The following is a 15164-nucleotide window of genomic DNA, read 5'->3' as shown; positions in this document are numbered from 1 at the left end:
GGACTAGTTTACGCGTGCCACGCCCCGTCCGCAGGCGCGGACCGTGAAGGCGTCGTGAGGGCGATGGCACGACTCATGCTTCAGAATCTCCGCACTTCACTCGGGCAGACGCTGCGCGATATACGCGCGCCGAGATCGGACGACAGGGGTTCGATCGCGTGCCGGGGGAAGGAAGCGGGATGAGGGCAGGGACGCCCCATTCGGTTCGAAGAATGAGATCTGGCGCCCGGCGGTCTCAGGAACAGGGGGAATCCAGGATGACCGTGCTGCCGGGCGCCAGAAACCGAGTGACTGGCACGAGTAGCCGCGCCCTTGAGCGCGGCTCTTTTCGTTGGGCCAACAGTACACTGATCGAATGAACCATGTGTGACTTTTCCGTCAACAAGGTGCTCGGTTTCGGCAATTCCTGACGCTCAGCGTCACTTCCTTGATGGCCTTCACCTTCGTGATGTGATCGGTATCACGGAATTCCGCATCGCCTTCCATGGCCATGCTGCACCGATTCGGCAGGGTCAGCCCAGCGCCACGCGACCGAGGATATCGGTGAGGTCTCTCGACATGTCCTTGCGAGCCGACAGCTCGGCGATGACCGCGTGCGCGGCCTCCCGGCGGATGGGCTCCAGGCGCTTCCAGCCGTTGAATGCCGTGGCGACACGGGCGGCCACCTGGGGGTTCAGGGCGTCCAGGGCCAGCAGGCGATCCGCCAGCCAGCGGTACGCCGCGCCATCGGCGCGATGGAAGCCCGTCGGGTTGGCCCGCGCGAAGCTGCCGATCAAGGACTGCACCCGGTTCGGGTTCTTGAGCGTGAACGCCGGATCGTTCTCCAGGGCGACTACCCGGGCGAAAGCATCGTCGCCGGGAAGCTGGGCCTGCATCGCGAACCACTTGTCCAGCGCCAGGGCGTTGCCCTCGTAGCGCTGGCGGAAATGGGCGATGGAGGCCTCGGCGGCATGCGCGTCGGAGACGGCCAGGGTCGACAGGGCGGCGAGGCGATCGGTCATGCCGGGCGCGCCTTCGTACTGGGCGAGGGCGAGCCTGCGGGCGTCTTCGGCGGCAACGAGGGCCAGCAGGTCCAGAACGCGGCGCTTGAGCTGGCGTCGGGCCTGGCTATGTGCGTCCAGCTCGTCATTGGTATGCCCGGCGAGATCGTCGTAGCGACGGCGCAGCGCGTCGACGCCGATGCGCTCGGCCAGCGCCTTCAGCATGTGCTGGCGCGCGGTGCGGATGTGTTCCGGATCGCGCTCGAGCTGGCGCTCGACCAGTTCGATCTCGCCTGGCGGGGTCAGCAGTTCGGCCAACAGGGCGTCGTCGATGGACGCATCGGCGAACAGGTCGGCGAGCGCACGCGTCCAGGCCTCGATGGCCGGGCCATGGGGGTGGCTGTCGCGGCAGTTGTCAAAGGCCAGCCCAGCCAGTTGCTGCCCGGCTTCCCAGCGATTGAACCCATCGGGGTCGTGGCGAAGCAGCACGGCCAGCTCTTCCGGGGCATAGTCGTATTCGAGCACCACGGGGGCGGAGAAGCCGCGCAGCAACGATGGCACCGGCGGCTGGTCGATATCCTCGAAGACGAACGCATGCTCGGTGCCATCCAGCACCACGGTGCGCTCGCTGGCGCTCGCCACCGATTCGCCTTCGAGGCGCAGCGGCAACGCGTGGCCGGCGGCGTCGAACAGCGAGAGGCGTACCGGGATCGGCACGGCATGCTTGGCCGGCTGGCCCGTGCTGGCCGGGGTGCGCTGACGCAGGGTAAGGCGGTAGCGTCGGCTGGCGGCGTCGTGCCGCCCTTCGGCGCTGAGGCGCGGCGTGCCGGCCTGCGCGTACCAGGCGAGGTAGGGCATGAGGTCGATGCCGTTGGCGTCGCCCAGGGCCTTCAGGAAGTCCTCGATCGTCACGGCCTGCCCGTCATGGCGATCGAAGTAGAGGTCCATGCCCTGGCGGAAGCCGTCGAGGCCGAGGCGGCCGGCGAGCATGCGGACCAGTTCCGAACCCTTCTCGTACACCGTGGCGGTATAGAAGTTGTTGATCTCGCTGTACTGCGACGGGCGCACCGGATGCGACAAGGGGCCTGCATCTTCCGGGAACTGCGCGCGACGCAGCAGCGCGACATCCTCGATGCGCTTGAGCGGCGCGGAGTTCATGTCGGCCGAGAAGCTCTGCTCGCGGAACACCGTGAGGCCTTCCTTCAGGCTCAGCTGGAACCAGTCGCGGCAGGTGACGCGGTTGCCGCTCCAGTTGTGGAAGTACTCGTGGGCCACAACCGCTTCCACGTGACGATACTCGTCGTCGGTGCTGGAATCCGTATCGGCCAGCAGGTACTTCGCGTTGAAGATGTTGAGGCCCTTGTTCTCCATCGCGCTCATGTTGAAGTCATGGGTGGCCACGACATGGAACACGTCCAGGTCGTAGTTGCGACCGTAGGTTTGCTCGTCCCAGCGCATGGATCGCACCAGCGAATCCATCGCGTAGTCGCAGCGACCGATGGCATCCGCCTCGGCCCAGATATGCAGCGCGACCTTGCGGCCATCGGCCGTGGTGTAGTCCTGGCTGATCCGTTCCAGGCGACCGGCGACCAGCGCGAACAGGTAGCTCGGCTTCGGATGCGGGTCGACGAAACGGGCCCAGTGGCGACCGTCGGGCAGGTCGCCTTCGCCGTCCGGGTTGCCGCCGGCGAGTAGTACGGGGAAGCGTGCCTTATCGGCGCGCAGGGTCACCGTGTACTTCGACAGCACGTCGGGGCGATCGGGGAAGAAGGTGATGTGGCGGAAGCCCTCGGCTTCGCACTGCGTGAGCAGGAAGCCATTTTCGCGGCTGCCCGACAGATAGAGTCCTTCGAACGCCGTGTTCTCCGCGGGCCGCAAGGCGACGCGCGTGCTCAGGACGCAATGCGTCGTGCCGGCAGGGACATCGACCTCGAGCATGCCGTCCGCCTGCTGGTATTCGCCTTCGGCAAGCCTGCGTCCGTCGAGCGCCAGTTCCAGCAACTGCAACCCTTCGCCATGCAGTCGCAGCGGTTCGCTTGCGTGCCTGCCGAGAGTCAGCGTCGCTTCCACCTCGCTATGGTCGATGCCCAGGTCGAAGGACAGTTCCACGTGTTCCACCGTCCAGGCGGGCGGACGGTAGTCGGCGAGGAGGATGGGCGTGGTCGGCGTTTCGGAACGGTCGCTCATGACGTGAGGGCAACACTTGGAAGGTGGCAGGAGGCTAACATGCGGCCAGATTCGTCAAAAGGAAGGCATCCATGTCCCGTTTCACCGTGACGCGCTCCACCCTGGGCGCCCAGGAACTGGTGGTATTGGCCGACACCCGCGAGGGTCGCGAGGTGCGCATCGCCCGCTGGGGCGCCACCGTCCTGTCCATCCGTTCGGGCGGTCGCGACATCGCCGACGGCTTTCGCAACGAAGCCGAGCTGGTTCCGCACAAAGGCTCGCGCTTCGCCATCATGACGCCGTTCGCCAATCGCGTGAACGACTCCCGTTTCACGTTCGACGGAACATCCTACGATCTCCAGCCCGGCGTAGTCGGCAAGGATCGCGCGAGTCGCCACGGTTTCCTGCGTGGCCAGTTGTTCGACGTGGCGGACGAGCGTGCCGACGATCACGCCGTCTCGGTGACTTTCGCGACGCAGGCGATTCGTCCCGGAGTCCATCCGGGCTATCCCTTCGCGCTGGATTTCAGCGTCACCTTCACCCTCGACGACAAGGGGCTCACCCTCGACACGCTCACGCGCAATGTCGGCGAGCACGCCGCGCCGACCTTCTTCGGCTGGCATCCGTATTTCCGCCTGTCGGACAACCCCATCGAAGGTTGGGAGCTGCAGGTGCCCGCGAAACAGGTGATCGCTACCGATCCCGACTTCATTCCGGTGCCCGGCAGCGCCGCGTGGGTATCGCTCGACAACGCGGAGAAGTCCCTCGATTTCCGCAAGCCACGCCTCATCGGCGAGACCGCGTTGAACAATACCTATGCGGATCTCCAGCGCGATGCGGACGGCAAGGCGCGTACCCATCTGCGCGATCCGCAGACCGGTACGGCCATCGCCCTGTGGCAGAAGTCCGGCGTCATGCTCGCCTTTACCTCCGACACCGCGGAACGCGATGCGCGCAAGTCGGTGGCACTGGAACCGATGGAATGCATCCCGGATGCCTTCAACCGCGAGGATTGCGCGACGCAGCTGAGGCTCGAACCTGGCAAGGAACGTCGCTTCGTCTGCGGCGTGGAGTTCCTGGGCTAAGGATCAGGCGGCGCGCGATCGACGCGCGCCGCCGATACCGCTGACGGCGACGAGACCGGCGACGATGAACACCATGCCGAACCATTCGTTGGGCGTCGGTCGTTCGCCGAGGAACACCCAGGCCATCAGGAAACTGATGACCGGTACTGCCAGCGACGAGAGTGCCGCCACGGCCGTGGGCAGGCGACGCACCACCAGCAGCCACAGCGTCCAGGCCAGGCAGGTGGCGAGGATCACCGAATAAGCCAGGCCGCCGATGAAGGCGGGCGTCCAGTCGATCGTCCGCTGTGGCAGGCACAAGGCCGCCACGATCAGCGCAAGCGCCCCGAAGAGCATCTGCCAGGCCGTGAAGGCCAGCGGATCGGGATGGTGGCGCTGGAACATCCGTTTGCTCAGCACGGTGCCCAGCGCCCAGAAGACGCCGCCGAGCAACGCGTAACCACTGCTTGCAGCATTACCCAGGCCTTGCCAGGGAGCGATCACGGCGACGAGCCCCACGGCGGCGAGCGCCATCCCGGTCCAATGCCGACGCGAGGGCTTCTCGCGAAGCAAGGCCCAGGCAAGCAGCACCGCCCAGAACGGCATCGCATAAGCCAGCAAGACGACATGCCCCGCGCCGCCGCTGGTGAGCGCCAGTTGCGCGAGCCCCTGGAAGGCAGCGGTCTGCGAGACACCGATGAGCGCGGTGGTCAGCAAGGGCGGTGGCGCGAGCGGTCGGCGTAGCGCGACCAGCACGATGAACAGCACGATGCAGCCCAGGCTGTAGCGCAGGGCGGAAAAGTCGAACGGCCCCGCATAGGCCAGCACCTGTTTCATCACGATCCAGCTGCTGGCCCAGATGATGACGGTGGCGCCCAATGCGACGACAGCGCCCTGCGATGCTTTCGACTCGTTCATACGCACGTCCGGCGCCGTTGAAAGCGGACATCTTGAGGCAAAACGCGTCGATATTCTCGCCCTCGCAGTGGGAAAACGGTGGGGAGAGAAACGATGCGTTGTACCTGGGCCGATCTTAGCGACGCCGAGCGCGTCTACCACGATACCGAATGGGGCGTCGTCACGCGGGACGACCGCCGCCTTTTCGAGCTTCTTATCCTGCGTGGCGCACAAGCCGGGTTGGCGTGGCGCACGGTGCTCGCCAAGCGCGAAGGCTATCGGGGCGTGTTCTTCGACTACGACCTCGAAGCCATTGCCGCACTGACCGACCTTCAGATGTCGGAGATCCTCCGCGATCGGAGCATCATTCGCCATCGACTCAAGGTCGCTTCGGTGAGGCACAACGCCCGCGCGGCGATCCGGCTCATCGAAAGCGAGGGGTCGCTCGCGGGCTACCTGTGGTCCTTCGTCGATGGCGAGCCGGTGATGAACGCCTTTCGCCGCGGCCAGGAGCTGCCCCTGCGCACGTCACGCTCGGATCGCATGAGCGACGCGCTGCGCCAGCGAGGCTTCCAGTTCGCGGGTACGGCGATCTGCTATGCCCTGATGCAGTCAGCAGGGCTCGTCCATGATCACGAGCGCGAGTGTTTTCGTTACGGCTGCACCTGAGGCGTCAGGTGAACGGTGTTTTCCGTCGCGAGCCGCGCAGGTTTTCGATCGGGAAGCTGGCGATCTCGCCTTCGCCTTCGCGGCGCGACTGCCCGGCGGGCGGACCCCAGGCGTGTGCCGTCACCACTTCCCACGTCGAGGGGATGGTGCCTTCGGTGCGCATCGCCTCGTAGGCGTCGAGCATGCGGCGGTAATGCGTCTTTCCGGTGAGTCCGCGATTGCGGTCGGAGTCGGCGTTGTTGGCGCCCAGCCCCTTGAGTTCGTCGAGCAGTGCGCGCGGCGTCGGATACGTGAGCGTGTAGCGCTCGGCGAACAGCACCGGATCACGCAGGCCCTGGGCGAGCATGGCGTCGCCGACGTCGTGCATGTCGAGGAAACGGGCCACGTGCGCGTGCTGGTCCGCTTCGGCCCAGGCCGCGCGCAGTTCCTTCAGCGTATCGGGACCGAAGGTGGAGAACGTAAGCAGGCCACCCGGCTTCAGCACGCGCGCGCATTCGGCGAACAGTCGCGGCAGGTCCTCGCACCACTGGAAACAGAGGTTGGAAAACAGGATGTCCACGCTGTGGTCATGCACGGGCAGCGTGTACGCGTCGGCGGCGACGCGGCCGAACGGTTTCAGCCAGCTCGCGTTCTGGCGCGCCTGCCGAAGCATGGGCAGCGCGAGATCGACGGCGATCACCTGGGCTTTCGGATAGCGCTTCTTCAACGCGGCGCTGCCACGACCCGTGCCGGCGCCGACATCCAGCACCACCTCGGGTACTTCCTTGTGGATCTCGAGGCGCTCGATCAGCGTGGATTGCACCTCGCGCTGGAGTGCGTCGTGCTTTTCATAGGTGCCAGCGGCACGACCGAAGTTACGGCGGACCTGGCGGCGGTCGAAATGGAAGTCGCTCATGCGTTGCCTTCGGCGAATCGGTTCAGGACCTCCGCCAGGGCGGCGGCGTGTCCGATAAAGGGGGCGTGCCCGGCGTGGGCGATTTCCTCGAAGCGGCCGTGCGCCGCCTCGGCCGACCAGCGCATCGCATCCGGATGCACGATGCGATCGCGGCGTCCGGCGATCCAGAGGTTGGGCTGGCGCAGTTCGGGCAGGCGGGGGCGGAGGTCGGCGCTTTCGAGCAGGCGGATGCCTTCCATGAGCACGCGCGGGTCCGGCTCGCCACGCGAGTACGCTTCGGTCATCAGGCGGCGTGTCTCGGCGCGCGGATCCTCGCTGCCCATCGCCTCCAGGGCGATGAAGCGGTCCACGGTCGTCTTGTAGTCCGCTTCCAGGTCGGCGGCGAGCTTGCGCACCATCGCGGCGTCGTTGCCCTGCGGCCAGTCTTCGGTGCGGACGAAACACGGCGTGGAGCACACCGGCACCACGGCGGTGACCTGCGTGGGGAGGTCGAGCGCGGCGGTCAGCGCAACCAGGCCGCCCAGCGACCAGCCCAACCAGATGGCCGGTGGTGTCGCCTCGGCGATGGCCTTGGCGCAGGCAAGCGGTTCGAGCGGAATGGCCGAGTCGCGCGAATAGCCGTGTCCCGGCAGGTCCACCACGTGCATGTCGAAGCGGCCGTCGAGCACGTCGCAAAGCGGCCCAAGGATGCCGCCGTGCATCGCCCAGCCATGGATCATCACCAGTGGCGTGGTGCCGTGGCCGCGTCGCTCGATATGCAGGCCGCTCATGCGTCGCCGCTCGGTGCGAGGGCGGGATCGACGGCGCCACGGCCGTCGAACACGAAGCAGTCGCCGCGCCAGTGCGCGCCGCCGACTTCCTCGAAATACTTCAGGATGCCGCCTTCCAACTGGAAGACGTTCTCGATGCCGATGTCGCGCATATGGATCGCCGCCTTTTCGCAGCGGATGCCGCCCGTGCAGAACGAGACCACGGTCTTGCCTTCGAAGCGGGCGCGATCGGCGGCCACGGCGCCAGGGAAGCCGGTAAAGCTGTCCAGGCCGTACTCGACCGTGTTCTCGAACGTACCGGCGGCGACTTCATAGTCGTTGCGTGTATCGAGCAGCACCACCTCGCGACCCGCGTCGTCGTGGCCCTGGTCGAGCCAGCGCCGCAGGTCCACGGGCATCACGTGCGGCGCACGGCCCGCTTCCGGACGGATCGCGGGGGCGCGCATCGTGATGATTTCCTTCTTCAACCGCACGCGCATGCGCGCGAACGGAGGCGCGTCGGACCAGCTCTCCTTCGGCGCGATGTCGGCGAAGCGCGGATCGGCATGCAGCCAAGCGACGAACGCATGCACGGCGTCTGCCGGCGCGGCGAGGAATAGGTTGATGCCCTCGGGGGCGAGCAGGATCGTGCCTTTCAGTGCCAGGGCGTCGCAGCGCTCGACGATGCGGGCGCGCAGCTCCGCGAGGTCGTCGAGGGCGACGAACTTATAGGCGGAAATGTTGAGGATCGACATGAACATGCGTGGGGCCTGCGGCCGGCCATTATACGGCCGTGGCCTCGGTGGGGCGCGGCAGGCGGCCCAGGGCATCCAGCAAGGCGTCGATCCGGTCCGGGGCATGGGCGGCCGACAGCGTGATACGCAGGCGCGATCCGCCCTGCGGCACGGTGGGCGGCCGGATGGTCACGACAAGGAATCCTTCCGCTTCCAGCCACCGTGCGGCCTCGGTCGCCGCCTCGGCGGAGCCGATCCAGAGGGGCTGGATGGCGGTGGTCGATGGCATCAGCGGCAGGCCCAATTGGGCGGCGCCCGCCCGGAACCGGGCGATATTCGCGTGCAGACGGTCGCGCCGACCGTCGCGGTCCGTACGGGCGAGATGCACGGCGGCCCGCGTGGCGGCGGCCAGCGCCGCCGGCTGGGCGGTCGTATAGATGTAGCTGCGGGCGAACTGCATGATCGCGTCGATCAGCGTCGCGTCGCCCGCGACGAAGGCGCCCGCGCAGCCCAGCGCCTTGCCCAGCGTGCCCATCAGCAGCGGTACCTCGCGCACACCGAGGCCTGCGGCCGCGACGGCGCCCGCGCCTTCCGGGCCAAGCACGCCCAGGCCGTGGGCGTCGTCCACATAAAGCAGCGCACCACGTTCGGCGCAGACCTGGGCGAGGTCGGCCAACGGGGCGATATCGCCGTCCATGCTGAACACTCCGTCGGTGGCCAGCAGCGCCGGGCGATCGGGGCGGCTGTCGAGGCGACGCGCGGCAGCCTCCGCATCGGCATGCGGGTAGCGCAGCAGTTCGGCACCGGCCAACTGCGCGCCGTCGATGAGGCTGGCGTGGTTGAGCTTGTCCTGCACGCACACGGCGTCGGTCTTGCCGGGCGCGCCGGCGCCGAGCAAGGCCTGCAGGCAGCCGAGGTTGGCCATCACGCCGGTCGAGAAGACCAGCGCCCGCTCGCGCCCCGTCCAGTCGGCCAGCTCCTCCTCCAGCGCCGCATGTTCGCGACGGTGCCCCGATACGAGGTGCGCGGCGCCCGTGCCGATGCCTTCCGCACTGGCCGCGCGCGTGAGTGCCGCGAGCAGGTCGCGGTGACTAGCGAGGCCGAGATAATCGTTGCCGCAGAAGTCCGTGAGGATGCGGCCACCGCCCACGAGACGCCGTCCGCCCGGCAGGGCATCGGCGGTCCGCAGGCGGCGCAGCAGTCCCTCGCGCTCGCGACGGGCCCTTGCCGACTCGATGCGTGCGCGAAGGTCAGGCCGACTCACGCGGCGTGCACGTGCTCGAGGATGTCGGCGTGCACGGTGCCCGGTTCGACTTCGACGTCCATGGGTTTCAGGCCCAGGCGGGCGAACAGGCGACGGTCGCGCTCGGCTTCCGGGTTGCCGGTGACCAGCAGCTTCTCGCCATAGAAGATCGAGTTTGCGCCGGCGGCGAAGCACAGCGCCTGGAGGGCGTCGTCCATCGTTTCGCGACCGGCCGAAAGACGCACCACCGAGGCAGGCATGATGATGCGGGCGACGGCGATGCTGCGGACGAATTCGAACGGATCGAGGTCTTCGGCGTGTTCCAGGGGGGTGCCCGGTACGCGTACGAGGCGGTTGATCGGCACCGATTCCGGATGTTCGGGAAGGTTGGCCAGCGTCATCAGCAGGGCGCAGCGTTGCGAACGCGACTCGCCCATGCCCACGATGCCGCCGCAGCAGGTCTTCAGGCCCGCGCCACGCACGTGGTCCAGCGTGTCGAAGCGATCCTGCATCTCGCGGGTGTGGATGATGTCGCCGTAGAGCTCCGGCGCCGTGTCGATGTTGTGGTTGTAGAAATCCAGGCCGGCGGACTTCAGCGTGTCGGCCTGCGGGCGGCTCAGCATGCCCAGCGTCGCGCAGGTCTGCAGGCCCAGGGCCTTCACGGCGCTCACGATCTCGGCCACCTTTGCCACGTCGCGGTCCTTCGGCGAGCGCCATGCGGCGCCCATGCAGAAGCGGCTGGCACCGGCGTCCTTCGCGGCCTGCGCGCGCGCCACCACGGCCTCGACGCTCATCAGCTTCTCGGCCTTCACGCCCGTGGCGTAGCGGGCCGCCTGCGGACAATAGGCGCAGTCTTCCGGGCACCCGCCGGTCTTGATCGACAGCAGGGTCGACACCTGCACGGCGTTGGCGTCGTGGTACTGCCGGTGGACGGTCTGCGCCTGGAACAGCAGGTCGTTGAAGGGCAAGGCGAAGAGATGCTCTACCTCTTCACGGGACCAGTCGTGGCGGATGGCTGCGGTCATGGGGAACTCCCGTTGTGAAGGCGCGGAGTATCGGTGGGCCCCTTTTTACTGTCAACTTTGATGAATTGATCAAGGTTTACATTGCCGGCCGACATGCCGCGTCCCTTCCGCCCGCTTAACGGCAGGCGGGGCGCCCCCTGCCCGACCTGTCATGCGGGCATACCATGGGGTCGTCCCCCCATCAGGAGTGCCCCCATGAGCGAAGGTCAGGGAAGCAGCGGCAACGTCCTCGCCGCCATCTGCAGCTTCTTCATTCCCGGTCTGGATCAGCTGGTACAGGGATGGGTATTCAAGGCGCTCATCATGTTCGTGCTGGCCGCGGTGCTCTGGGTGGTCTGGCTGGGCTGGATCATCCACCTGTGGTCGATCGTCGACGCGGCGATGTACAAGCGCGGCGACTGAGCGAGGCGACGCATGGACGCGTCCTTTTTGAAACGCGTCATGGCGGTGGCGGGGCGGTTCGTCCTGCCGCCGCGCTGCATGGCCTGCGGCGACGAGGGCCATGATGGCGTCGAACTGTGCGAAGGCTGCCTTGCCGCCTTGCCACGCAACGAGGTGCGCTGCCAGCGGTGTGCCCTGCCACTGGTTCGCGATGTCGCCATGTGTGGCGCCTGCCAGAAGCATCTCCGCCCGTGGGACGCCATCTGGGTTCCTTATCGCTACGACACGCCTATCGACCGCTTGGAGAGTCGGTTCAAATTCGGTGGAAGCCTCGCCGCCGGACGGACGTTGTCGATGTGCTGGGTGCGCTCCGGTGCGCCCCCCGCGTTGCCTGAGGCCCTTGTGCCTGTGCCACTGCATAGGGCGAGGTTGCGGTCGCGTGGTTTCAACCAGTCGCTCGAGCTGGTGCGGCCGGTGGCGCGGCGGTACGGTATCCCGGTACTCCGCGATGCGTTGCGAAGGCATCGGGCGACGGAAGCGCAAAGCGAACTCGATGCGGTGTCACGCGCGCGGAACGTACATGGTGCCTTCGTGGCGACGAAGCCATTGCGTGTCGATCACGTCGCCGTGGTCGACGATGTCATGACCACCGGCGCGACGCTAGCGGCCTGTGTCGATGCACTGCGTGACGCGGGTGCGAAGCGCGTGGATGTCTGGGCGCTGGCTCGCACGGGACTGTCCTGACGCGCCACTCCGCTCCTTCAGCGAATGAAACGATGACGCTCAGAGCGCCAGGGCGAGCACGATGCCTACCCAGAGTGCGAGCCCTACCCAGTTGTTGTTACGAAAGGCCGTCAGGCAGGCGTCACGGGCCCGATCGCGCATGATCCACTGCTGGTACGCGAACAGGGCGGCGGTGGCGAGCATGCCGATCCAGTAAGGCCAGCCGAGCCCCGAGCGCGTGCCGACGAGCAGCATCGCCAACAGGAAGGTCGCCATGAGGATGCCGATGATCACCAGGTCGGCATCCGCGAACAGTATCGCCGTGGACTTGGCGCCGGCCTTGATGTCGTCATCGCGATCCACCATCGCGTACTCGGTGTCGTAGACGACCGACCAGATGATGTTGGCGATGAACAGCAGCCACGCCACCGGTGGCACGCTGTCACCGACCGCGGCGAAAGCCATGGGGATCGACCAGCCGAACGCCGCACCCAGCACCACCTGCGGCAGGTGGGTGTAGCGCTTGGTGAACGGATAGGCCGCCGCCAGCGCCGCGCCCGCGAACGAGAGCAGGATCGTGAGCCGGTTGGTGAACAGCACCAGCACGAAGGCGAAGGCGAGCAGGCCGAAGAACACGTACAGGGCTTCGCGGGGCGTCACGCGCCCGCTAGCGATGGGCCGGCCGGCGGTGCGAGCCACCTGGGGGTCGAGCTTGCGATCGGCGTAATCGTTGATCGCGCAGCCGGCCGCGCGCATCGCGAACACGCCAAGGGTGAAGATGACCAGCGGGCCCACGGGCGGGAAATCCTTCGCCGCCAGCCACAACGCCCACCAGGTCGGCCACAGCAGCAGCAAGGCGCCGATGGGGCGATCCATACGGGTGAGCTGGAGAAAGGCATAAAGCTTGTCGCGGCGATTCACCGCCATGCCGCGCAACAGGAACGCCAGCACGCGCTCGGCGCGGGTGGACGCGTCGGCGGGCCGTACGACGGGCGCCGGCGCGACGGTCTTGCGCACCGAAGGCGTCGCCTTGCGGCGGGAGGAAGGTTTCTTGGAGGCGGGACTCATCCGCGAAGTCTAGCCGGTCGTGCTGGGGCACCACAGGGGCGTCCGCAAGTTCTTGTCTTACACTTGCCGCCCATCGCGATGCTACCGGCACCCCAAGTGATCAAGGACAAGACCTCTTACCGCCGCCTGTTACTGATTCTGTCCATCGTCTGGCTCGCGTTGAACTTCACCGTCCTGGTCTGGGGCAAGGTGTTGCCGTGGGACGCGCTCGACCAGTTCTATCCCACCGTCTACTTCAATGCGCATAGCCTGCGGTCGGGCATCGCCCCGTGGTGGAATCCCTATATCTATGGCGGTTACGCCCAGATCGGCGATCCCCAGGGCATGCTGTTCTCGCCGCTGTTGATGGGCTGGATGCTGTTGCTGGCCCACCCCAGTGCTCACTGGTTCGCCTGGGGCATCCTGTTGCATGTGCTCCTGGGCGGTGCCGCGATGCTCGCATTGCTGCGCCGTCATGGTGCGAACGCACTGGGCGCGCTGGTCGGGGCCACCGTGTTCATGGCAGGCGGCGTTGCCGCCTCGCGCCTCGAGCACACGCCGATCGTCATCGCGTATGCCTACGTGCCGCTGGTCCTGCTGGCGTTGCGCCACTTGATCGCGCGGCCGGGTATCGGTCGGGGTTGCCTGTTGGGACTGGCGGCCGGGGCGATGGTCACCCAACTGGTCCAGGTGACCTATCTCTTCGTGCTGGTCATCGTCGCTTACGCCTGTGTCGCCTTGGCGCGGGCCTGGCGTAGTGAAGGTGCGGGCTGGCGCTGGCGTACCGTCGGGGGCGTTCTCGTGGCGTTGGTGGTCGCGCTTGCGCTGGGCTTGCCGCAGCTGGTCTTCAGCTGGGCGTCGCTTAGCCTGTCCAATCGCAGCGACATGGCCTTATCGCTCGCGACGGATGGCTCACTGGACTACCGGGCCTTCCTCTTCCTGCTCAACCCGAACGCCTACGACGGCATGCGTGACTTTCGTGCGGCGCCGATCGACCCGGTGCAGTCCTTCCTGTATATCGGCGTGGTTCCGCTGCTGATGCTATTCGCCCTGGGAAGGGCGTGGCGATCCGCCGCGCACCGCCGCACGATCGCGTGCTTCGCCGGACTATCCGGGTTGGCCGTCGTCTACATGCTGGGTACCCATACACCCGTCTACGGCTGGTTGTATTCCTGGCTACCCGGGCTGACGCATTTCCGCCGCCCTTCCGATGCGGCCTATGTGCTCAACTTCGCGCTGGCGTTCCTGGCCGCCATCGGCGCCAGCTACATCGACCTGCGTTCGCGACGGGAGGTGACGACGCTCCTGGTCATTGCGACCGTATGGCTTGCGTTGATCGCCGCGCTTTGCAGGCTTGCGCCGCATGGTGCGCCCCTGCTGGCGGTGATCGTCGGTGGTCTCGCGCTCTGGCGCCTGAGGACGCCCGGGACAGAGTGGCGTACCGCGCTCTGGATCGTGGCGTTGCTGGCGGCCGACTATAGAAGTTTCAATCTCAACGGCACGTTCAATACATCGGGCAACGGCGCAGCGCGCTATGCATCGCATCCCGCTGTCGATTATCTGTCTGGGGCGCTCGCCAGCGAGGATGGCTCCCCCGCCGGTCGCATCGCCACGCAACATACCACGACGATCTGGGACAACATGGGAGTGCTGCCGCATATCGCCTCCACACAGGGATACAACCCGCTGAGGTATGCCCTCTACGAGACCTGGTACGGTCCGCGTGAGAGCAGCAATGCACCATCACCCGGTTCCCCGTATAACGCATCGCCGTCGGCGCGGCTGGATGACCTGCTGGGTGTGCGCTATCTGGTGATTGGCGATGAGGACCAGTCGCCGACTTATCTTCCGCCGCCCAGCTATCGCAAGGTGCAGTCCTATCCCCATCTCGATATCTGGCAGAACGATGCCGCATACGCGCGATTCCTGGCCCCCACCGACGTCCACCTGCTGAAGGTCGGCGAACTACCGGATCTGGAGGCCTTCACGGCCACGGACTTTTCGAAAGCCCTGTGGCTGACGCCGCGGGACGAAGACGATCGCACCGAAGCCGCGATGGCCTCGTCCACCTGCACGGGGGACGTGAGCGTGCAGACGCTTCAGTTGGCCCATACGCGCCAGGAACTCCGGACGACGTCCGTGGCCGGAGGCTGGGTCGTGGCGGGCGAACTCGACCACCCGGGTTGGGGTGCGGATATTGACGGCGAGCCGGTTCCGATCCACCGGGCGAACGGCATGTTCCGGGCCGTCTGCGTACCGGCGGGTACTCATCGATTGCGCTTCACCTTTCACCCGTGGCGCATGGTTGCCCACGCCTGGGACCGCCTGTCCGCGAAACGGAATTGAAAAGGGCGCCCACGGGCGCCCTGTTTCATCACTTCGGTTCGGCGGGCTCGACCGGGTCATCGTTGGCCGGTGGCTCGGGATCCACATCGCGTTCCGGCTTGTAGCTGCCCGGCTGGCGGATCTCGTCTTCCGGTCGGTTCTTGCCCGGCTCGGCGAAGGGCGGCTGGGGATTGGTGGGGGTGTAAGGCATGGTATCGCTCCCGTTCGCTTCGGTGAGGCGACCATGCTGGAAGCGGTCCGGTGAA

14 protein-coding genes are annotated in these 15164 nt (G+C 66.8%); 5 read left to right on the top strand and 9 right to left on the bottom strand.

Features of this window, described 5'->3' with window-relative positions; translation table 11 throughout:
* Positions 1-512: 512 nt before the first annotated feature.
* Entirely contained in the window at positions 513-3167 is a 2655-nt protein-coding gene (gene pepN, locus GAK28_RS15740; protein ID WP_291781143.1) for an aminopeptidase N, read from the bottom strand.
* Between the two features lie 71 nt (positions 3168-3238).
* Here pepN and GAK28_RS15735 point away from each other — a divergent pair, with 71 nt between their 5' ends.
* Positions 3239-4231, top strand: a complete 993-nt coding sequence (locus tag GAK28_RS15735) for an aldose epimerase (RefSeq protein WP_291781141.1) — start codon at positions 3239-3241, stop codon at positions 4229-4231.
* Between the two features lie 3 nt (positions 4232-4234).
* Here the strand turns inward: GAK28_RS15735 and GAK28_RS15730 are convergent, their stop codons facing one another.
* Positions 4235-5128: an EamA family transporter gene (locus GAK28_RS15730; RefSeq protein ID WP_291781139.1), complete on the bottom strand. Its 894-nt coding sequence runs from the start codon at positions 5126-5128 to the stop codon at positions 4235-4237.
* 93 nt (positions 5129-5221) lie between these two features.
* Between GAK28_RS15730 and GAK28_RS15725 the strand changes: the two genes are divergently transcribed.
* A complete protein-coding gene (locus tag GAK28_RS15725; RefSeq protein WP_291781137.1) occupies positions 5222-5776 on the top strand; it encodes a DNA-3-methyladenine glycosylase I in 555 nt (184 codons plus the stop codon).
* Between the two features lie 4 nt (positions 5777-5780).
* On the opposite strand, the gene bioC is transcribed toward GAK28_RS15725, so the two are convergent.
* Genes bioC through bioB form a run of 5 tightly spaced genes read right to left on the bottom strand, consistent with a single transcriptional unit; the run spans position 5781 to position 10422 of the window.
* On the bottom strand, positions 5781-6671 hold the full coding sequence (gene bioC, locus GAK28_RS15720; RefSeq protein ID WP_291781134.1) for a malonyl-ACP O-methyltransferase BioC: 891 nt from the start codon (positions 6669-6671) through the stop codon (positions 5781-5783).
* On the bottom strand, positions 6668-7441 hold the full coding sequence (bioH, locus tag GAK28_RS15715) for a pimeloyl-ACP methyl ester esterase BioH (RefSeq protein ID WP_291781132.1): 774 nt from the start codon (positions 7439-7441) through the stop codon (positions 6668-6670). Before bioH ends, bioC begins: the two co-directional genes overlap by 4 nt.
* The gene (locus GAK28_RS15710) at positions 7438-8175 is read right to left on the bottom strand and encodes a sulfurtransferase (RefSeq protein WP_291781206.1); all 738 of its coding nucleotides are present in this window, start codon (positions 8173-8175) and stop codon (positions 7438-7440) included. The genes bioH and GAK28_RS15710 overlap by 4 nt, the downstream gene beginning before the upstream one ends.
* Positions 8176-8203: 28 nt before the next feature.
* A complete protein-coding gene (locus GAK28_RS15705) occupies positions 8204-9418 on the bottom strand; it encodes an 8-amino-7-oxononanoate synthase (protein ID WP_291781130.1) in 1215 nt (404 codons plus the stop codon).
* Positions 9415-10422: a biotin synthase BioB gene (gene bioB / locus GAK28_RS15700; protein ID WP_291781128.1), complete on the bottom strand. Its 1008-nt coding sequence runs from the start codon at positions 10420-10422 to the stop codon at positions 9415-9417. The genes GAK28_RS15705 and bioB overlap by 4 nt, the downstream gene beginning before the upstream one ends.
* Positions 10423-10617: 195 nt before the next feature.
* Between bioB and GAK28_RS15695 the strand changes: the two genes are divergently transcribed.
* Both GAK28_RS15695 and GAK28_RS15690 read left to right on the top strand, forming a co-directional pair.
* Entirely contained in the window at positions 10618-10824 is a 207-nt protein-coding gene (locus GAK28_RS15695) for a hypothetical protein (protein ID WP_291781125.1), read from the top strand.
* A 12-nt stretch (positions 10825-10836) separates the two neighbouring features.
* Positions 10837-11547, top strand: a complete 711-nt coding sequence (locus tag GAK28_RS15690) for a ComF family protein (protein ID WP_291781123.1) — start codon at positions 10837-10839, stop codon at positions 11545-11547.
* A 39-nt stretch (positions 11548-11586) separates the two neighbouring features.
* Here GAK28_RS15690 and ubiA read toward each other — a convergent pair whose 3' ends face one another.
* Complete coding sequence (gene ubiA, locus GAK28_RS15685; protein ID WP_291781203.1) at positions 11587-12453, bottom strand: 4-hydroxybenzoate octaprenyltransferase; 867 nt, start codon at positions 12451-12453, stop codon at positions 11587-11589.
* A 237-nt stretch (positions 12454-12690) separates the two neighbouring features.
* Between ubiA and GAK28_RS15680 the strand changes: the two genes are divergently transcribed.
* Positions 12691-14919 carry a YfhO family protein gene (locus tag GAK28_RS15680; protein WP_291781120.1) on the top strand — a complete coding sequence of 743 codons (2229 nt, stop codon included), beginning with the start codon at positions 12691-12693 and terminating at the stop codon, positions 14917-14919.
* A 28-nt stretch (positions 14920-14947) separates the two neighbouring features.
* On the opposite strand, the gene GAK28_RS15675 is transcribed toward GAK28_RS15680, so the two are convergent.
* Positions 14948-15109: a hypothetical protein gene (locus GAK28_RS15675; protein ID WP_291781117.1), complete on the bottom strand. Its 162-nt coding sequence runs from the start codon at positions 15107-15109 to the stop codon at positions 14948-14950.
* Positions 15110-15164 lie beyond the last annotated feature (55 nt).

Source organism: Luteibacter sp. (assembly GCF_009912395.1).
Taxonomy (GTDB): Bacteria; Pseudomonadota; Gammaproteobacteria; order Xanthomonadales; family Rhodanobacteraceae; genus Luteibacter.
Note: the sequence above shows the minus strand (reverse complement) of the source record. Positions and strands in the feature narration are given on the sequence as shown.